The 17,962-nt window shown below is 72.8% G+C and carries 15 protein-coding genes, 1 tRNA gene and 1 pseudogene; 6 read left to right on the top strand and 11 right to left on the bottom strand.

Going from position 1 to position 17,962, the window contains the following annotated elements:
- Positions 1-10: 10 nt before the first annotated feature.
- The 4 genes from BM419_RS21785 to BM419_RS21770 all read right to left on the bottom strand — a co-directional run bounded on the left by BM419_RS21785 (position 11) and on the right by BM419_RS21770 (position 4,839).
- Positions 11-439, bottom strand: a complete 429-nt coding sequence (locus tag BM419_RS21785; protein ID WP_020094270.1) for a hypothetical protein — start codon at positions 437-439, stop codon at positions 11-13.
- A 131-nt stretch (positions 440-570) separates the two neighbouring features.
- On the bottom strand, positions 571-1,089 hold the full coding sequence (locus BM419_RS21780) for an Hsp20/alpha crystallin family protein (RefSeq protein ID WP_056533551.1): 519 nt from the start codon (positions 1,087-1,089) through the stop codon (positions 571-573).
- A 130-nt stretch (positions 1,090-1,219) separates the two neighbouring features.
- Positions 1,220-1,702 carry an Hsp20 family protein gene (locus BM419_RS21775; protein WP_020094268.1) on the bottom strand — a complete coding sequence of 161 codons (483 nt, stop codon included), beginning with the start codon at positions 1,700-1,702 and terminating at the stop codon, positions 1,220-1,222.
- Positions 1,703-2,184: 482 nt separating this feature from the next.
- Positions 2,185-4,839 (bottom strand): DNA translocase FtsK, encoded by a 2,655-nt coding sequence (locus BM419_RS21770; RefSeq protein ID WP_091927641.1) that lies wholly within the window; start codon positions 4,837-4,839, stop codon positions 2,185-2,187.
- A 167-nt stretch (positions 4,840-5,006) separates the two neighbouring features.
- On the opposite strand from BM419_RS21770, the gene mtnA reads away from it, so the two are divergent.
- A complete protein-coding gene (mtnA, locus tag BM419_RS21765; protein WP_091927640.1) occupies positions 5,007-6,110 on the top strand; it encodes an S-methyl-5-thioribose-1-phosphate isomerase in 1,104 nt (367 codons plus the stop codon).
- A 234-nt stretch (positions 6,111-6,344) separates the two neighbouring features.
- Positions 6,345-7,040, top strand: a complete 696-nt coding sequence (locus BM419_RS21760; protein WP_091682754.1) for a class I SAM-dependent methyltransferase — start codon at positions 6,345-6,347, stop codon at positions 7,038-7,040.
- A gap of 7 nt (positions 7,041-7,047) precedes the next feature.
- Here BM419_RS21760 and BM419_RS21755 read toward each other — a convergent pair whose 3' ends face one another.
- From BM419_RS21755 to pth, 3 genes are all read right to left on the bottom strand, one after another.
- Positions 7,048-8,037, bottom strand: coding sequence for a MaoC family dehydratase (locus BM419_RS21755; protein WP_091927639.1), 990 nt, complete (start codon positions 8,035-8,037; stop codon positions 7,048-7,050).
- 150 nt (positions 8,038-8,187) lie between these two features.
- Entirely contained in the window at positions 8,188-9,285 is a 1,098-nt protein-coding gene (ychF, locus tag BM419_RS21750) for a redox-regulated ATPase YchF (RefSeq protein ID WP_091927638.1), read from the bottom strand.
- A gap of 230 nt (positions 9,286-9,515) precedes the next feature.
- Positions 9,516-10,124 (bottom strand): aminoacyl-tRNA hydrolase, encoded by a 609-nt coding sequence (gene pth / locus BM419_RS21745; RefSeq protein ID WP_091927682.1) that lies wholly within the window; start codon positions 10,122-10,124, stop codon positions 9,516-9,518.
- 295 nt (positions 10,125-10,419) lie between these two features.
- Between pth and BM419_RS21740 the strand changes: the two genes are divergently transcribed.
- On the top strand, positions 10,420-10,650 hold the full coding sequence (locus BM419_RS21740) for a hypothetical protein (RefSeq protein ID WP_091927637.1): 231 nt from the start codon (positions 10,420-10,422) through the stop codon (positions 10,648-10,650).
- Positions 10,651-10,663: 13 nt separating this feature from the next.
- Here the strand turns inward: BM419_RS21740 and BM419_RS21735 are convergent, their stop codons facing one another.
- A complete protein-coding gene (locus tag BM419_RS21735; protein WP_175556346.1) occupies positions 10,664-12,853 on the bottom strand; it encodes an FUSC family protein in 2,190 nt (729 codons plus the stop codon).
- Positions 12,854-13,088: 235 nt separating this feature from the next.
- Between BM419_RS21735 and BM419_RS21730 the strand changes: the two genes are divergently transcribed.
- Positions 13,089-13,165, top strand: a tRNA-Arg gene (locus BM419_RS21730).
- Between the two features lie 30 nt (positions 13,166-13,195).
- Here the strand turns inward: BM419_RS21730 and BM419_RS21725 are convergent.
- Positions 13,196-13,915, bottom strand: coding sequence for a helix-turn-helix transcriptional regulator (locus BM419_RS21725; RefSeq protein ID WP_091682662.1), 720 nt, complete (start codon positions 13,913-13,915; stop codon positions 13,196-13,198).
- A gap of 96 nt (positions 13,916-14,011) precedes the next feature.
- Between BM419_RS21725 and BM419_RS21720 the strand changes: the two genes are divergently transcribed.
- Positions 14,012-14,620 (top strand): glutathione S-transferase family protein, encoded by a 609-nt coding sequence (locus tag BM419_RS21720; RefSeq protein WP_091927635.1) that lies wholly within the window; start codon positions 14,012-14,014, stop codon positions 14,618-14,620.
- A 679-nt stretch (positions 14,621-15,299) separates the two neighbouring features.
- Here BM419_RS21720 and BM419_RS21715 read toward each other — a convergent pair.
- Positions 15,300-15,461 (bottom strand): YqaE/Pmp3 family membrane protein, encoded by a 162-nt coding sequence (locus BM419_RS21715; protein ID WP_020096541.1) that lies wholly within the window; start codon positions 15,459-15,461, stop codon positions 15,300-15,302.
- Between the two features lie 84 nt (positions 15,462-15,545).
- Positions 15,546-17,066: a glucosamine inositolphosphorylceramide transferase family protein gene (locus tag BM419_RS21710; RefSeq protein ID WP_091927634.1), complete on the bottom strand. Its 1,521-nt coding sequence runs from the start codon at positions 17,064-17,066 to the stop codon at positions 15,546-15,548.
- Positions 17,067-17,569: 503 nt separating this feature from the next.
- Between BM419_RS21710 and BM419_RS21705 the strand changes: the two are divergent.
- Positions 17,570-17,962 (top strand): annotated as a pseudogene (locus BM419_RS21705) (porin family protein); the annotation flags it as partial.

Raw genomic sequence — 17,962 nt, 5'->3', positions numbered from 1 at the left:
CCTCCCCGGCTCAGTTCAGCAGGGGCTCCGGTCCGGCCGGACCGCGCTCCCAGCGCCGGAAGAGCGCCGCGGGGACGGGGGGCTCGGGCGGCGGGGCTGCGGGCGGTGCCGAACCCTCATCGAGCGCCTGGAGCGCCTCCAGGATCGCGCTCAGCGGCACGGGTTCGGCCCGGCAGCCCGGCAGGCAGCGCAGCGTCGGGCAGGACTCGACCGCGCGGGCGTCGGAGGCCCAGGAGGCCAGGATCGCCCGCTTCTCGGCCCGCGACAGGCCGGGATAGCGCAGCACCTCCCGGGGATGACGGAAGACGTCGCCCGGCGCCACGAAGGCCTCGAACGGCTCGACCGCCTGCGGCCTCAGGCTGGCGGCCGCCACCGGACCGAGGCGCCCGATCTCGGGATGGAACGCGGGATGGACGGGGTTGGTATCGATCGGCTGCATGCGACCCTCCTCATCGTGAGCAAAGGCTGGGGCGGCCGGCACGCCCGATCGGGCCGCGCCGGCCGTCGCGTCATGCGTTCGGGTCCGCGACCGCGCAGGCGGTCACCCCCAGGGTCGGCCCAGGGCCCGGCTCAGTGCTTGGCGGCCGGCGCGCCGGTGCCGTTGATGGCGATGCGCCGGCGGCGCTCCGGCGCCTCGGCCGCGCGCGGCAGCGTCACCGTGAGGACGCCGTTGCGGAACGTCGCCTCGGCCTTGTCCTCCTCCACCGGCACGGGCAGGGCGATCGACCGCTCGAAGCGGCCGTAGCTGCGCTCGGAATAGCCGCGGCCCGTGTCGGTGGTCTCCGCGCGCTTCTCGCCCTTCAGGGTCAGGACGCCGTCCGCGATGAGCAGCTCGACGTCCTTCTCGTCGAGGCCGGGAAGCTCGGCGGAGACGCGGAGCGCGCCGTCCGCCTCCGCCAGCTCGACATGGGGCCAGCCGAAGCCGCGGCCCGCGAGGCTCGGCATCCCGCCGAACCCGCCGAACACGTCGTCGAACAGGCGGTTCATCTCCCGGTGCAGCGTCAGGAAGGGGCTGGCCGGCTCCTGCGACAGGGCGGCCGGCGCCGGGGCGGGGGTGCGGTTCCAGGGAATCAGATCTCTCACGCTCATGGTCCTCGCTCCATCGAATGCGGTGCAGTCGTGGGAACGGGCCCGCGGGTCCGCGGACCCGTGAGGGATGTCATCCGTGTCGACAGGGGTGCCCGGGCGCGCCGCCCGGGGCACCGGATCAGGCCGCCATTCAGGCTGCCTTGGCCTCGCGGGCGATCTGCGCCGGGGCGTTGTCCTGGCCGGACGCGGCCGTCGTGCCGCCGATGGCGATGCGGCGGGGCTTCAGCGCCTCCGGCACCTCGCGCTTCAGCGCGACGGTGAGCAGGCCGTTCTCCAGCGACGCGCCCACGACCTTCACGTGCTCGGCCAGATTGAACGTCTGGCGGAACGTGCGGGCCGCGATGCCGCGGTAGAGATAGTGCTTCTCACCCTCCTGGGCGGCCTTCTGACCCGAGACGAGGAGCGTGGTGTCCTGCTGGGTCAGCTCGATCTCGTCCGGCGTGAAGCCCGCGACCGCCATGGTGATGCGGTACTGGTCCTCGGCCACCTTCTCGATGTTGTAGGGCGGCCAGGCGGCCGACGGCTCGACGCGGTCGGCCTGGTTGATCAGCTCGAACAGGCGGTCGAACCCGATGGACGACCGGAACAGGGGCGAAACGTCGTACGTCCTCATAACCACATCCTCCGACGAGCAACGTGACTACAAGCAGTGCCGGACACCGTGTCCGGCGCCCTCAGAGCGAGCCCGTTTCCAGGCCTCGCACGCGCGTAACGTGCGGGCGAAGGGTCGGTTCCGCGCCGCGCGAAATTTTTCGGATTGGGCGGGGGCTGGCCGAATACGGTGATCCGATCCGCGCGGCCTCTCCCGCTGAGCTGCCGGCTGCACGCGCTCGCGGTCTCTCCGTCCCTGAGATCGAGAGCGCGGGTCCCCTTTCCCGTGCGGGAGAGGGTGGGGGTGAGGGACGCGTCCGTTCAGAAGACGGCGCGCCCCGTCCGCGCGTCAAACGCGTGCCCTGTCCGGAGACTTCCCATGCCTCCCCCCAACACTCTCCCGCTCGGGAGAGGGGGCGCGTCGTGCTCCGTCGCAGGGCGCACCGCGAACACGCGTCGGCCGCACGGGGGAGGGGGTGCCGCGAGCGCGGCAGGCCCGCGCTCTCAGCCGACCGCCTCCTCGACCAGGATCTCGCGCTTGCCGGCGTGGTTGGCCGGGCCGACGATGCCCTCGATCTCCATCCGCTCCATGAGCGAGGCGGCGCGGTTGTAGCCGATCTGCAGGCGGCGCTGGATGTAGCTCGTCGACGCCTTCTGGTCGCGCAGCACGACCTGCACGGCCTGGTCGTAGAGGTCGCCGCCGGCCTCGCCGAAGGAGCCCTGATCGAACACCGCGCCGTCGAGTTCGAGCTCCGCGGCGCCGGCCTTGCCCTTGCCGCCGCCCTTCTCGGGCGTCCCCTCCTCGTCGTCGGCGGTGACGGCGTCGAGGTAGCTGGGGCGGCCCTGGCGCTTGAGGTGGGCGACCACGCTCTCGACCTCGCTGTCCGAGCAGAACGGCCCGTGCACCCGCGTCGTGCGCCCGCCCCCGGCCATGAACAGCATGTCGCCCTGGCCCAGAAGCTGCTCGGCGCCCATCTCGCCCAGGATCGTGCGGCTGTCGATCTTGCTCGTCACCTGGAAGCTGATCCGGGTCGGGAAGTTCGCCTTGATCGTCCCGGTGATCACGTCCACCGACGGGCGCTGCGTCGCCATGATCAGGTGGATGCCCGCCGCGCGCGCCATCTGCGCCAGGCGCTGGATCGCCCCCTCGATGTCCTTGCCGGCCACCATCATCAGGTCGGCCATCTCGTCGACCACGATCACGATGTACGGCAGCGGCGCCAGATCCATCGCCTCGTCCTCGTACACCGCCTCGCCGGTGTGGCGGTCGAAGCCGGTCTGGACGGTGCGGGTGATGGTCTCGCCGCGGTCGGGGGCCTCGTTGATGCGGGCGTTGTAGCCGTCGATGTTCCGGACGGCGATCTTGGCCATCTTCTTGTAGCGCTCCTCCATCTCGCGCACGGCCCACTTGAGGGCGATGACCGCCTTCTTGGGGTCGGTGACGACCGGGGAGAGCAGGTGCGGGATGCCGTCGTAGACCGACAGCTCCAGCATCTTCGGGTCGACCATGATCAGGCGGCACTCCTCGGGCTTCAGCCGGTAGAGCAGCGACAGGATCATGGTGTTGATCGCCACCGACTTGCCCGAGCCGGTCGTGCCGGCGACCAAGAGGTGCGGCATGCGCGCGAGGTCGGCGATGATCGGCTCGCCGCCGATGTTCTTGCCTAAGCACAGCGCCAGCTTGTGCTTGCTCTCGGCGAAGTCCGTCGAGGCCAGGAGCTCGCGCAGGTAGACCGTCTCGCGCTTGGCGTTCGGCAGCTCGATGCCGATGGCGTTCCGGCCGGGCACGACCGCGACGCGGGCCGAGACCGCCGACATCGACCGGGCGATGTCGTCGGCGAGCGCGATCACGCGGCTGGACTTGGTGCCGGGGGCGGGCTCGAGCTCGTAGAGGGTGACGACCGGGCCCGGCCGCACCGCCAGGATGTCGCCGCGCACGCCGAAATCGCCGAGGGTCGCCTCCAGCAGCGTGGCGTTCTGCTCCAGGGCATCGGCCGAGATCAGGCTCGCCTGGGACGGGCCGCGGGGGGCCGCCAGCAGGTCGAGGGCGGGCAGGGCGTAATCCTCGGGACGGACGGGCGGCGCGGGCGCGCGCCGTGCCGGCACGGGCGCTGCGGGCGGCGGCGCCACCCGGGACGCGTTCGGCTCGGCCCGCGGCGGGACCGGGCGCTGCGGCGCCTCGAACGCCTCCGAATCGTCCTCCGCATCGTCCCGCGGCGGCGCGGCGCGGCGGGCCGGCGTCGCGGGGGCGTCCTCGGACGCGTCGAAGACGGGCTCGCGCCGGCTCGCGCCGGCCTGCCGGCCCTCGGGAAGGTGCTCGGCCCAGGGAAGGTCGGCGTCCGTGAAGGCGCGGCGGGCCGCGAGGGCGGGCGACGCGCCGTCGATCGGCTCGGCCCGGCCGGCGCGCCACGCGGCGATCCGGTCGGCCGCGGCGCCGCGCAAGCCCATCAGCCCCTGCGCCAGGGCGCCGACACCCACGAGGCCGAGGCTCGGCTCGTCGGAATCCTCGCGCTCGTCGCGGCCCGAATCCCGGCCCCGGGCCGGCGCGCGCCGGACAGGGTAGGGGTCGTCGTGCAGGCTGTCCTCCTCGACGGCGCCGAATCGGCAGGCGCCGGTCAGGCTGAGGATCGCCACGGCGGCGTAGCCGAAGCCGACGAGGTGGGCCGCCGCCGACGAGACCGCGCCGACGATCACCCGCGCCATCGACAGCAGGCCGTCGCCGGCCACGCCGCCGAGGCCGGTGGGCAGGGGCCAGCGGGTCGTCGGCGGGAGCGCGCTCGCCACCGCGCTCGCGGCGCAGAAGCCGATGATCCAGAGGGCGATGCGCAGCCCGCCCTCGGGCAGGTTGCGCTCCCGCATCAGCCGGATGCCCCAGAGCACCGGCGGCAGCACGAAGGCCAGGGAACCCAGGCCCAGGATCTGCATGGCGAGGTCGGCCACGACGGCGCCCGGCTGGCCGAGGACGTTGTGGGCGGCGTGGTCGGTGGCGTGGTTGAGGCTCGGGTCGTCGATCGACCACGTGGCCAGGGCCACGGTCAGCGCGACCGCGCCGGTGAACAGCACGAAGCCGCCGAGCTCCGTCAGGCGCTTGCCCAGGAAGGGGCGAACGCTGTCGACGAAAGTCTCGTAGGGCGATGCGGGACGGCGAAGCGAGCGCATGCGGGACCGGACGCAGGACGGGGACTTACCCCCGAGGCTAGGCACGACCCCCTTAACGACCTGCTAAGGTTGAGGAAGGCTCACCGGCGCCCGGCCGCGCATCCCCAGGCTGTCGCCGTCCGCGCCCACGGGTGCAAAATCCGCCCCGCTGTGGCACAGGAGCGGCCATGAACATCGACGGCCAGCCCTACCGCACGATCTTCCCGGACCCGGACGGCCTCAGCGTCCAGGTGATCGACCAGACCCGCCTGCCCTTCGCGTTCGAGCTGAAGCGCCTCGCCACGCTGGAGGACGCCGCGGTGGCGATCCGCACGATGATCGTGCGGGGCGCGCCGCTGATCGGCGTCACGGCCGCCTACGGGCTGGCGCTCGCCATGCGCGCCGACGCGTCCCACGACGGGATCGACCGGGCGGTGGCGACCCTCGCGGCGACGCGGCCGACAGCGATCAACCTGCGCTGGGCACTGGACCGGGTCTCCACCAACCTGCGCCAGGTCGCGCCGGACGAGCGCTTCGCCCGCGCCTTCGCGGAGGCCGGCCGCATCGCCGAGGAGGACGTGGCGAGCTGCCGCTCGATCGGCGCCCACGGCGGCCAGATCATCGCCGACCTCCACGCGGCAAGGGGCGGCGACCGGCCGGTCACGGTCCTGACCCACTGCAATGCCGGCTGGCTGGCGACGGTGGACTGGGGCACGGCGCTCGCGCCGATCTACGCCGCCCACGAGCGGGGCGTGCCGGTCCACGTCCTGGTCGACGAGACCCGGCCGCGCAGCCAGGGCGCCGCGCTCACGGCCTTCGAGCTGAACGGCCACGGCGTGCCGCACACGGTCATCGCCGACAATGCCGGCGGCCACCTCATGCAGCACGGCGGCGTCGATCTCTGCATCGTCGGCTCGGACCGGACCACGGCGAGCGGCGACGTCTGCAACAAGATCGGCACCTACCTGAAGGCGCTGGCGGCCCACGACAACGGCGTGCCTTTCTACGCCGCCCTGCCGTTCTCGACCATCGACTGGACCCTCGACGACGGGGTGAAGGAGATCCCGATCGAGGAGCGCGACGGGCGCGAGGTCACCCACATGACCGGCCGGCTGCCCGACGGCGGCTTCGCCACGATCGAGGTCGTCTCCCCCGGCAGCCCGGTGGCCAACCCCGCCTTCGACGTAACGCCGTCGCGCCTCGTGACCGGGATCATCACCGAGCGCGGCATCTGCGCGGCGAGCCGCGAGGGCCTGTACGGGCTCTACCCGGAGCGCCGCCGGGCGGCGTGAGGGCGGATTTTCCCGCGGCCGCGGCCGCCCGGCGCAGTATCCGGGTCTTCCCGAACGCGGTGTGACCGAAAAGGCAGCCTCGGGGGCAATTCGCGCCCCGTATCCGCGCGGCCGCTTTCGCGGCTCGACGGTGTTCGGCAGAACGGATGCCGGATCGCCGTGGGGAAGAACACATCTCGACGGCGGACGGACTGATCATCCCAGTCCGATCTCGACACCTTCGAGGTGGCCGCGATGGCGAAATTTCATTTCGTCGAGGATTACGAGGCGTACGTCCGCCAACTGATGCGCGACTTGCCCCTGGACGAGGCGATGAGCGTGGCGGTGGGCGGCGACTACGACCGCATCGGCGCGATCGAGTGCGAGATCCTCCAGCATTTCGGGCTCCGGGACGGCCAGTCGGTGGTCGATTTCGGGTGCGGCTCCGGGCGCCTGGCGGTGCATCTCGCCCGCACCGCGAGCGTCGCGTATCTGGGCCTCGACGTCGTTCAGGACCTGCTGGACTACGCGAAGCGCCGCTGTCCCAGGGACTACCGCTTCGCCCGGAACACGGCGCTGTCGCTGCCGGTCGCCGACGGCAGCGTCGACCTCGTCTCGGCCTTCAGCGTGTTCACGCATCTCCTGCACACGGAGTGCTACATCTACCTGGAGGAGATGCACCGCGCCCTCAGGCCCGGGGGCCGCGTCGTGGCCTCGTTCCTCGAGTTCAGCATGGCCTCGCACTGGGGCGTCTTCACCAAGACGGTCGGCGAGCAGCGTACCAGCACGGTGCCGCACCTCAACACATTCATCGAGCGCAGCGTCTGGCAGACCTGGGCCGACCATATCGGCTTCGACAGCGTGACGTTTCTCGACGGCACGGCGGCGCCGTGGCCGTCGGGCGTGTATCTGGGTCAGTCCCTCGCGGTGCTCGGCAAGGCGCCGGCCTGAGGCCCGCTCACGGCTCCCACTGGTGGAAGACCGCGCTGTCGAAGGCGAAGACCGCCTCGCCGCGCTGGTTCACCCCGGTGTTGCGCGCGAAGGCCAAGCCCCAGCCCGGCCGCGACGCCGAGGCACGCTTGTCGGTGAGCTTGGCGCTGAACCGGACCGTGTCGCCCGCGTAGACCGGCTTCAGCCAGCGCAGGTTCTTGAACCCGGGGGAGGGGCCCGCCTCCGGGACCGGCCCGCGGGTGGCCGTGTAGGCGGCGTCCCGGGCGCGGGTCGTGAGCATCCGGTTCATGTAGACGGCGGTCGTGTGCCAGCCGGAGGCGCAGAGGCCGCCGAAATGGCTGCGCTTGGCCGCGTCGTGGTCGAGGTGGAAGGCCTGCGGGTCGTAGGCCCGCGCGAAGGCCACGATCGCCTCGGCGCTGAACGGGTAGGCGCCCAGCTCCCGCACGGCGCCGATCTCGGCGTCCCGCAGGAACGGCAGGATCTCGGCATCCTCCGGCTCGGTGACCGGCCCCGGCACGCCGATCTCCACGGGCCGCGGGGGCAGGGGATCGGTGCCGCGGCGGGCCAGCATGAAGGTGAAGCGCTGGGTCAGGACCGTCTCGCCGCGCTGGTTGGCGAGGGCGACCTCGGCGGTCAGGAAGCCGAGGCCCGGCTTCGAGGCCGAGTCGCGCAGGCCCGCGACCCGGAAGGTCAGCGTCAGCGCGTCCCCCGGCAGGACCGGCGCGAGCCACCGCAGCTCGTCGATGCCGGGCGCGCCCAGCGACGAGCCGCCCCGGAACGGCCCCTGCTGGAGCAGGCGCATGCCCAGGGCCGCCGTGTGCCAGCCCGAGCCGATCAGCCGGCCCGCGAAGGTCGTCTCCGCCGCCGCCTCGTCGAGGTGAAAGGGCTGGAAGTCGAAATCCTTCGCGAAGCCCACGATGGCGTCGCGGGTCACCGTCAGCGGCTCCCCGACGATCACGTCGCCGACGGAGAAGTCTTCCAGGGCGGGATCGGGCATGGCGGGCTCGTCACGTTGATCAATGGGGCAGGCGATCGGGATCGCCGTCTTTGCGAGCGGAGCGAAGCGATCCAGGCGGCGCCGCGCACACCGATGTCGCGCTGCCCTGGGTCGCGTCGCTGCGCGCGCGATGACGGGGTGGGGCCGACCTCAGTTGGCGAAGCGGAAGTGCAGCACGTCGCCGTCCTGCACCACGTACTCCTTGCCCTCCAGCCGGAGCTTGCCGGCATCCCGGGCCCCGGACTCGCCGTTGAGCGCCGTGTAGTCCTTGAACGCGATGGTCTCGGCCCGGATGAAGCCCTTCTCGAAATCCGAGTGGATCACCCCGGCCGCGCCCGGCGCTCGGGTGCCCTTGGTGATCGTCCAGGCGCGGGCCTCCTTGGGGCCGACCGTGAAGTAGGTGACGAGGCCGAGCAGGTCGTAGCCGGCGCGGATCACCCGGTTCAGGCCCGGCTCGGCGAGGCCCACCGCCTCCAGGAACTCGGCCTGGTCGGCCTCCGGCATCACGGCGATCTCGCTCTCGATCTTGGCCGAGACCACCACCGCCACGGCACCCTCCGCCTTGGCGCGGGCGAAGACCGCGTCCGAGTAGGCGTTGCCCTTGTCGGCGTCGCCCTCGTCGACGTTGCAGACGTAGAGGACGGGCTTGGCCGTCATCAGGCCGAGCGACTGGAACAGCTTCTCCTCGTCGGGCTTGCGCTCCACGAGGCGGGCGGGCTTGCCGTCGCGCAGCAGCGGCAGGGCGCGGTTGACGAGGTCGAGGGTCTCCTTGGCCTCCTTGTCGGCGCCCTTGGCCTTCTTCTCCAGCGCCTGGGCGCGGCGCTCCAGGCTGTCGAGGTCGGCGAGCATCAGCTCGGTCTCGATGGTCTCGATGTCGGCGGCCGGATCGACCTTGCCCTCCACGTGGGTGACGTCGCCGTCCGTGAAGCAGCGGACCACGTGGGCGATGGCGTCGACCTCGCGGATATTGGCCAGGAACTGGTTGCCCAGACCCTCGCCCTTGGAGGCGCCGCGCACGAGGCCGGCGATGTCCACGAAGGTCAGCCGCGTCGGGATGATCTCCTTTGAGGAGGCGATCCGGGCGAGGTCATTCAGCCGCGGATCCGGCACCGCCACCTCGCCGACATTCGGCTCGATGGTGCAGAACGGGTAGTTCGCCGCCTGGGCGGCCGCCGTCTGCGTTAGCGCGTTGAAGAGGGTCGACTTGCCGACGTTCGGCAGGCCGACGATGCCGCATTTGAAGCCCATGGGTCAGTTCCGTCGCAGCGCGTCGTCGGGCGACGCGCGGAATGGGTTGATGAGAATCGGGCCCGCGAACACGACGCCGCGCGCCCCGTCCTCGGTCGAGCGCGCGCGACACCGACGCGCCGGGCCGCGGCCGCCGGGAGGCAATCGAACCGCCGACAGCCGGGCGCGACGCGCACCGCCTTCATCGGACCCTCTCGCCCGCCCCGATATCCCGTCCCCGTGTGGGCGTGTCAATTTCTGGCGCCCAGCGTCTTCACGTCGTCCCAGCCGCGGCCGGCCATGGCGAGGTGGACCTTGTTCTGGAAGCTCGCGTCCTCGCCGGCGGCGAGCAGGGCGGCGTGGTCGGCCACCGCCCGGCAGAGATCCTCGACCCAGGGCAGCTCGGCCTTGCCGAAATCGTTGAGCACGTAGGCATGGACCAGCGCCTTGTCGCCGGGATGGCCGATGCCGAGCCGCACCCGGCGGTAATCGTTGCCGCACTGCGCGGTGATCGAGCGCAGGCCGTTATGGCCGGCATTGCCGCCGCCGAGCTTCACCCGGAGCTTGGCGGGGGCGAGGTCGAGCTCGTCGTGCAGCACGATCACGTCGCTGAGTGGGATCTTGTAGAAGCGCTGCGCCTCCGAGACCGCGCGGCCGGACTCGTTCATGAAGGTCGAGGGCTTCAGGAGGATCGCCCGCTCGGTGCCCAGCACAACCTCGGCGGCCTCGCCCTGGAACCGGTGGCGGAACGGGCTCGCCCGGTGCTGTCGGGCGATCGCGTCGACGGCCAGGAAGCCGATATTGTGGCGGTTGCCCGCGTAGCGCGCGCGCGGGTTTCCGAGGCCGACGATCAGCCGCATGGTCTGCATCCCTCTCAGGCCGCGGTCTGTGCCACGCTTCGGCGCGGGACGCATCCCCGGCCGTGCCTGGACCGGTCGCGCGCCTTCCGGCCCGCGCCGCGTCTCCCCGTGCGCCAGCGCACGGCGGCGGTCGAACCCGGGGCAGAGTATCTCCGTTGAGAGGTCACATTCGGCCAAGCAAAGCCGGAGCGATCAAGACCGCCGCCCAGCGCATCGCGACGACGATCTTCCTCACTCGACACGGTTGACCGGATGACTTCCCGCTGAAGTCATACGAAGACACTCGGAGATCATCATGATCGTTCGCATGCTCGCCGCCGCCGCCCTGGTCGCCGCGGTCGCCACGCCCGCCCTCGCGCAGGGCCTGGACTCGAAGCACTCGCCCTACCCGGCCTCGGCCTATTCGGGCTGGGTCGGCAACGCCCCCGTCCTGTACCGGGACGCCGCCGGCCCGGCCCGGCCGGCCGCCTACCGCTACAGCGGCCCGCATGCCGGCGGCCCGGCCAACGCCCTGCCGCGGTTCTGACGGGGGCCGTCCGTCAGGACGGCAGGACGGGCTGACCGGCCCGCGCCGCGGTCCCGTTGCTCGAAGCCGGGGCTCCGCCATCCGCAACCGTCGCGGCCCGGATCTCCCCGGGCCGCAGGGTTCCCACCAGAAGATCGACCTGGCTGACGAGGCGCACGAGCGACTGTCCGCGATCCAGCGCCGGCCGCTCGGGCACGGGCCTGTCCGCGCCCAGGGCCGCCAGGGTCGCGGTGATCCAGGCCCGCCACGGCTCCGCCTCGGGGGCGGCCGCCTCCGGGGCGTGCCGCAGGACGATCAGCCGGGCGCTGATCCGGCGCAGGGTCGCGTCGGCCACCAGGGCGGATTCCACCTCCGGGTGGCTGCCGGCCCGGGGCTGCTGCAGGGCGCGGGAGAGCGCCGCCTCCAGATCGTTGAGGGCGAGGCCGGCCTCGCGGCTCTGCGCCGCGATCGCGGCCTCGCGGCCCTCGCCGGGCGGCGCGCGGAGCACCGCCTCGGCGAGCCCGGCCTGGGCCTTCAGCGCCCGGCGCAGCTCCTGCCGGACCTGATCGGGCTCCCAGATCGGCCAGAGCACGAGGCAGCTCGCCACCGCGATCACGCCGCCCAGCACCGTGAAGCCGCCCCGCATGGCGACGATCTCCCAGGAGCTGTGGCCGGGCTCCAGCAATTCGACGAGCAGCACCACGAGGGGCGTCAGGCAGGTGACGAAGAACCCGTACGAGATCTGGCGCGCCGCGAAGCCGACGATGCTGAGCACGAGGATGAGCCCGGCCTCCGCCAGCGGGCTCGTGGCGTAGTAGGCGAGCCCGGCCCCCACGAGGCCGCCCAGCACCGTGCCGCCGATCCGCTCCAGGGCCCGCTGCCACGTCGCCGCGTAGAAGGGCTGCATGGTGAGCACCACGGTCATCACCAGCCAGTGCGTGAAGGCGCCCGCGTAGGTCAGGGTGGCGGCGAGCGCCGGCGCCGCGACCGCGCTCGCCCGCAGGGCGTGCCGCAGGTTGGGCGAGGCCAGGGTGAAGTTCTGCGCCAGCGGCCCGACGTAGCGGGTCCAGCGGTCGAGGCTGCCGCCCTCCGTGATCGTGCCGCCGGGCCGGTAGCCCTCCGGCGTCGACAGCTTGGCGCCGAGCCGCACGCGCCCGGCGATCCGGTCGGCGAGGCGGGCCAGGGTCGGGTCCTCCGACAGGCCGTCGGCCACCCGGGCGATGGAGTGCTCCAGGCGGCCGAGGTCGAGGTTGACGTCGTCGCGGATCGCCCGGGCGATGGTCACCAGCAGGGGGCGCAGGCGCCGCAGGAAGACCTTGGCGAGCGCCCGGCGGCGCGCGTCGGGCCGGCTGTCGATCAACTCGCCCACGGCGATCAGCGCGGCGAAGATCTGCTCGGCGCTCTCCAGGCGCAGCAGGGCCTGGGCGGTGCGGTCCGAGACTCGCTCGCGGGAGCGGGCGAGGTCGAGGATCATGGTCCGCGCGGTCTCGATGCTCGCCCGCACGCCGCGGCGGTGGCCCCGCGCGTGGCCGTCGAAGGCGGCCGTGTCGGGCTCCGGCAGGGCCACGAGCCGCTCGAGGTCGCCGCAGAGCCGGGCGAGATTGTGCCAGACCTCCGCCACCGCCCGGTGGGCCGGGCGGTACGGGTGCAGCCGCCAGATGACCAGGGCCAGGAAGGTCGCCCAGAGACCGCCGGCCGCGAACATCGCCGCGGTGACGGCCGCCTGCGCGACGTCGAGCGGCCGGTCGAGGGCGATGCACAGGACCACCACGAGCACGTTGCCGGCCGACTGGGCCTGCACGCTCCAGACGCGCGCGTACGAGCAGGCGAAGATCAGCGCGCAGGCGACCGGGACGACCACCGGCAGGCCGAGGGGCTGGATCAGGCCGAGGCCGGCCCAGAGCAGGCCGCCGAGGAACGAGAAGGCGGTGAGGACGCGCAGGCGCGCTCGCATCGGGCCGCCGTTGTCGCAGAAGCAGGCGAGGTTGGCGGCGAGCGCCATGGTCAGCAGCGGCGACCACTGGATCCAGATGTTGAGGAGGATGACGACGCCGAACGCGAAGGCGGCGCGCACGCCCTCCACGAGCCGCACGTTCCGGAGGTCGAGGCCCGTGGGCAGGCGCCGCAGGTCGCCGCCCGGCCGGCTCAGGCTGCCCCGGCCGGCGGCGAGGCGGCGGCGCCGGACACGTCCGGGGGGCGAGGCTGTGGGACTCGGCGCGGTCAAGCTCGGTCTCCCGACGGGGGCGCGGCGCCCCGGCATGAACCGCGCTCCGGCCTGACCGGATCCGCGGCGGCGCGCAACCCCGGCCCGCTCCTGGCGCCGGATCGCTAAGGTGCGTCCGGCGCATCGCCGCGGGGCAGTCTCTCCATCCTCGGCCCGATCCGGGACGCCGCGCCGGTCCTCGCCCCGCGCGCTTGACCCTCGGGCGAGCCCGTGGCTTCTGGGGCCGCCTGGCCCCGACTCCGTAGCTCAGCTGGATAGAGCAGCCGCCTTCTAAGCGGCAGGTCGTAGGTTCGAGCCCTACCGGGGTCGCCAGGTCATTCCGCGTGGCCCTGCCATCCGGCCCTACGGCGCGGCCGGCGCGGCGGGGTTCGCCGCCTCCTGCCGGTCCGGCAGGCTCCGCTTCCAGCGCGCCCGCAGGACGGCGGGCCGGAGGCCGTGCCGCTCCTCCAGGAACTCGGCGTCCGTGATCCGGTCCGTGCGGAAGTGCCGGAACGCCCCGCGCAGCTCGCACCAGCCGGCCACCATCCGGGCCTGATCGAAGAACCCGACGATCACCGGCCAGATCACGCGCCGGCTCGGATCGCCGCGGACGTCGCGGTACTGGATGCGGATCTTGCGGCCCTCGCGGATCCAGGTCCGCGCGCGAGCGACGTCGATCCCGTCCGCGGCCTGCGCGAACGCCGTCGGCGTGCCGATCGACGGATCGGCGATGAGCGGGCGCAGGCGCTCGGGGACCACGGCGGTGATCTTGGCGATGAGATCGCGCGCCGCCTTGGCGAGGACCGGCTCGCCCCGTCCCGCGACCCACTGCGCGCCGAGGACGGCCGCCTCGATCTCGTCGGGCGTCAGCATCAGCGGCGGCATGTCGAACGCCTCGCCGAGCACGTAGCCGAGCCCGGCCTCGCCCTGGATCGGCACGCGCTGGCCGACGAGGTCGGCCACGTCGCGATAGACCGTGCGGACCGAGACCTCCAGCTCCCGGGCGATCTCGGCGGCCGTCACCGGGCGCGGCGAGCGGCGCAGGATCTGGATGATCTGAAACAGCCTGTCCGCGCGCCGCATCCACCGACTCCTGCTGACAGAATGCTGTCAGCAAGGCGTCCCTACAAGTCCTCCCGCCACGGCCATCCCGCGCGCCGTGCCGACAGGAACCGCGCCATGATCACCCTGTACCACGCCCCGCAATCGCGCTCCTCGCGCATCGTCTGGCTCTTGGAGGAGATGGGGGTGCCCTACACCATCGCGCCGGTCTCGATCTTCCGGCCGATGACGGGCGAGGGCGTGCCGGACGCCGCCAACCCGCATCCCGACAAGCGCGTCCCGGCCGTCCTGCACGCGGGCGGTCTGGTCACCGAGTCCCAGGCCATCGTGCTCTACTTGGCGGAGACGTTCCCCGAAGCCGGGCTGGCGCCGGCGGTGGGCGCTCCCGAGCGCGGCGCGTACCTGACGTGGCTGGCCTGGTACGTCGCCGAGTTCGAGCCCGCGCTGTTCGCCGGCCTGACGGGTGAGCTCGCGGGATCGCCGCAGAAGCGCCGGAACCACGCGGCGGTGGTCGACCGCCTGGAAGCCGCCCTGGCGCGCGGCCCCTACGTGATGGGCGCGCGGTTCTCCGGCGCCGACATCCTGATCGGCAGCGCCCTGGGTTTCGGCCGCGCGGCCTTCCCGGCGAGCGCGGCCCTCGATGCCTATCTGGACCGCTGCCGGGCGCGCCCGGCCGCCCTGCGCGCCGCGGCGAAGGACGGCGCGTCGGGGCCGCAAGCCGCCTAGCGCCGACGGGGCGCCGCTCGCGATTCCCGGGCGGCCGGGAGCGGCCCGCGCGCGGCGATTCCGAGCGGCTCCGGCGACCGCAGGTGTTCCGGGACACGCCGGGCCCGAAAGCTTGGGCGTACATCGGGATCACACCGCGAACACAGTCGCGAACCCGATGGAGACGACGATGACCTGGACCAACCGCATCGCCTTGGTGGCGACCCTGATCGCCGGCGCGGTCGCCCTCGTGACCTACGCGCAGGCCCTCAGCCTGCCGGCCCATTTCGCGTGAGCGAGACGGGCCCGGCGGCCGTTTCGCTGACCGTCGCCGCCTGAACGCGCGCCGAACGGTTCCGCGGCGCAGCGTGACTCTTCGCACCGCACGCGGCCGGCCGATCCGGCATCATCATTGCAGTTGGTGATCCCGGGTCTCGCCCGAGACCCGCTGCTCGATGAGAGGCGTGCACGACATGGTCCTGAAGGGCTTCTCCTACGCGATGATCGGCGCCTTCCTGGGCGGCCTCGCGATGACGGTGACCGGCTCGGCCGGGGTGCTGATGGGCTTCTGAGCCGCGGCGGCCCTCGGGGCCGCCCGGGCAACGGACTGCCCGAACGGACGGCGTGAGCGGCGGGGCGAGAGCCCCGCCGTTCCCGTATGCGGGGATCGGAGCCGCCGATCCCGGCCGCTCCGCCCCGGTCAGGCCGTTTCCTTGCGGGTGACGACGAGCGCCCAGATCGTCGCCGGGATCCATCCGATGATCGTCAGGTGGAGGATGATGCAGAGGATGCCCTGAAACACCTTTCCGCGCAGGAACATGGCGAGCCACGGCGCGAGAAAGCAGATGAGGATCATGATCATGGGGGCAACGGGTCTCCGCGTTCGTGAGCGAACACGGATCGCGGCGGCTGGTTCCGGACGGCCGAGCTTCCGCCGCGGCCCGGCCTAGGCGTCGGACCGCGCGTTCAGATACGCCCTGAGACGCGAGGCCCGACCGGAGCCGTCGATGCACTCGATCCCGCCGCCCGTGTTGAGCGTGTGGAGGCAGCTGCCGGGCCAGGCCGGGCCGGGCTCGATCCGGTCGAGGATGGTCTGGGCGAACCCCTCCGGGTCGAGCCGGTCGATGCGCGCCAGCGACAGGGCGCGTCCGTAACCGTGGGCGCAATCCTGGACCGGCCGGATCAGGACCCCGTCGCGCGCGACGATCCGGCCCGCGGGCCGGGCGAAGGACGGGTCGACCAGCACGGGATTGGCCGGATGCGGCGCGTACGGCCCCCGGAAGTCGGGCGCGGACCAGAGATACAGCGCGTCGTGGTGGCAGCCCGATCCGGGCGGGGCGCCGACGGGCGCGTCCCGGACGGTGGCGAACATCCACCAGCGGCCGCCGTGCTCGAGGAGCGTCGCGTCGCTCGCGACCACGCCGGAGAGGAGCGTCGCCTCTTTCACCCAGCCGCCCGGATAGCGGGTCGCCCGGTAGAGATCGACCGTGCCGGCCGCGGAACTCTCCGGCACCATCCAGACGGAGCCCGCGCGCGCGAACACGAACGGGTAGGAGAGGTGGTGCGGCTCCTCCAGCACCGGGACGGGCGGCCCCTCGGGCCCGTCCGGCCCGAAGCGGACCGCCGAGATGATCGCCTTGCCGGTCGCGTGCGGAAACTCCTCCACGAAGACGTGGGTCGTCCCGTCGACCGCGAGGGGGAACGGGTCGGCGTAGAAGCGCCGCCCGTCGTCGGGCAGCACCTGCCAGCCCTCCGCGGGATGGCGGCCCAGCGCGACGAGGTCCGGCCCGCGGAGGGTCCGCCACCCGGTGCGCCAGTGCGGGGCGTGGTAGCACAGCCTGTACAGGCGCCCGACGAGGCTCCGGGCGACGAGCCGCGCCGGCCGGGACGCCAGGATCCGCCCCGGACGGGCGGGCGCGGCCGCGGCCGCGGCGGGCGTCGCCGCGAAGGCGCGGCCGTCCGACCGGGCCCGCAGGGCGGCGGCGACGAGCGTCGCCGTGCGCGACAGGGCATCCTCGAACGAGACGGCGATGGAACCTCGGTAGTCCGAGCCGAGGCGACCCGCGGCGACGACGGTGCCGCCTTCGAGGAGGTCGAGATGCGGGACCCAGCCGGCGAGCAGGCTCGCGAGCAGGCCGGTCTCGCCGAGGCCGCCGTCGTAGGCCACGCGCCAGACCGGGCAGGAGGCGGTCGCGTCGCCGCACAGGTCGAGCACGAGGTCCGGGGTCCCGGGACGGGTCCAGGCCGCGAGATCGGCGGGCGGCACGGGCCGCGACCCGTTCGGCGCCAGCCGGAAGATCAGGGCCTCCAGGCGGAACAGCAGGTCGGCCTGTGCCGGCCACCCGTCCGGACCGGGCGCGGCGTCGACGCTCACCGCCGCGATGCCCGGCAGGCCGGACAGCCGGTCCAGCAGCGCGACGTGCCAGCGCCGCGGGTTCGCGCCGTCGAGGCGAACTCTCACATGCATGGCGCCCCGGTTCCCTTCGCGCGGTCGTCGCGACGACGACTGTCGAGTCCATCTATTTTCCCGTTGGTAACAGGAGTCATAACTTCGGATCGAGGCCCGGGACGCGCGGGTGATCGGACCCTCGATCGGGATCCGCGGGATGAAAACCTGTCTCGCGGCGGCGGGGGCGTTCCGGCACCTTGCCGGGTCGCCCAGGCCGGTGTTGGGATCCCGCGGGAGCGATCGGGATCGCCGCCGCGCCGTCCGGCGGCCGACCGGAACCGGGTGTGGCGCGCCCGTCACACCCGGTGCCGACCCGACATTTCGATGCAACCAAAACGCCGCCGCGTTGTTGTCGCGCTCGCCCGCGTAATGCGCGCTGTATTTCCGCGCTTCGTCGCGTCTTGAAGGATGCTCTACTCTGGCATTTCGGGCCTTCGACAGGCGGTGTGACCTCAAAACTACAGCCATTTCCCCCGGTGATCGGTAGCCACACCGCCAGATCACACATTCGGGGAACCGACATGACCAAGCTCCTGGCCTCGCTGGCCGCCTTCACGGCCCTCACCGCCGCCGCCTCGGCCGCCGACCTGCCGCGCCGCGCCGCCCCGCCGCCGGTGTTCACCCCCGTCCCGGTGTTCACCTGGACCGGCGCCTACTTCGGTATCAACGCCGGCTACGCCTTCGACGCCAGCGACCGCAACACCGGCAACACCTTCGCCGTCCCCTTCCCCTACGCCGCCCCCGGCACCGTCGCCTCCTTCCGCAACCGCAGCCAGGACGGCTTCTCCGGCGGTGGCCAGATCGGCTACAACTGGCAGATCACCCCCGGCTCCGGCCTCGTGATCGGTGTCGAGGCCGACGCCCAGTACCTCGACTTCGGCCGTAACCGGAACAACGCCTTCGTCTCCGGTGCG

The organism is Methylobacterium sp. yr668, from assembly GCF_900116245.1.
Taxonomy (GTDB): Bacteria; Pseudomonadota; Alphaproteobacteria; order Rhizobiales; family Beijerinckiaceae; genus Methylobacterium.
The sequence above is the reverse complement of the archived record's forward strand: the minus strand, read 5'-3'. Positions and strand labels throughout refer to the sequence as shown.

Excerpts from the sequence above, each read along its gene's own strand:
- pth (WP_091927682.1), bottom strand. The coding sequence starts at position 10,124 with ATGCGGCTGATCGTCGGCCTCGGAAACCCGCGCGCGCGCTACGCGGGC.
- BM419_RS21780 (WP_056533551.1), bottom strand. The coding sequence starts at position 1,089 with ATGAGCGTGAGAGATCTGATTCCCTGGAACCGCACCCCCGCCCCGGCG.
- BM419_RS21785 (WP_020094270.1), bottom strand. The coding sequence starts at position 439 with ATGCAGCCGATCGATACCAACCCCGTCCATCCCGCGTTCCATCCCGAG.
- BM419_RS21770 (WP_091927641.1), bottom strand. The coding sequence starts at position 4,839 with ATGCGCTCGCTTCGCCGTCCCGCATCGCCCTACGAGACTTTCGTCGAC.
- BM419_RS21760 (WP_091682754.1), top strand. The coding sequence starts at position 6,345 with ATGGCGAAATTTCATTTCGTCGAGGATTACGAGGCGTACGTCCGCCAA.
- BM419_RS21740 (WP_091927637.1), top strand. The coding sequence starts at position 10,420 with ATGATCGTTCGCATGCTCGCCGCCGCCGCCCTGGTCGCCGCGGTCGCC.
- BM419_RS21720 (WP_091927635.1), top strand. The coding sequence starts at position 14,012 with ATGATCACCCTGTACCACGCCCCGCAATCGCGCTCCTCGCGCATCGTC.
- BM419_RS21755 (WP_091927639.1), bottom strand. The coding sequence starts at position 8,037 with ATGCCCGATCCCGCCCTGGAAGACTTCTCCGTCGGCGACGTGATCGTC.
- BM419_RS21715 (WP_020096541.1), bottom strand. The coding sequence starts at position 15,461 with ATGATCATGATCCTCATCTGCTTTCTCGCGCCGTGGCTCGCCATGTTC.
- BM419_RS21725 (WP_091682662.1), bottom strand. The coding sequence starts at position 13,915 with ATGCGGCGCGCGGACAGGCTGTTTCAGATCATCCAGATCCTGCGCCGC.
- mtnA (WP_091927640.1), top strand. The coding sequence starts at position 5,007 with ATGAACATCGACGGCCAGCCCTACCGCACGATCTTCCCGGACCCGGAC.
- ychF (WP_091927638.1), bottom strand. The coding sequence starts at position 9,285 with ATGGGCTTCAAATGCGGCATCGTCGGCCTGCCGAACGTCGGCAAGTCG.
- BM419_RS21775 (WP_020094268.1), bottom strand. The coding sequence starts at position 1,702 with ATGAGGACGTACGACGTTTCGCCCCTGTTCCGGTCGTCCATCGGGTTC.
- BM419_RS21710 (WP_091927634.1), bottom strand. The coding sequence starts at position 17,066 with ATGCATGTGAGAGTTCGCCTCGACGGCGCGAACCCGCGGCGCTGGCAC.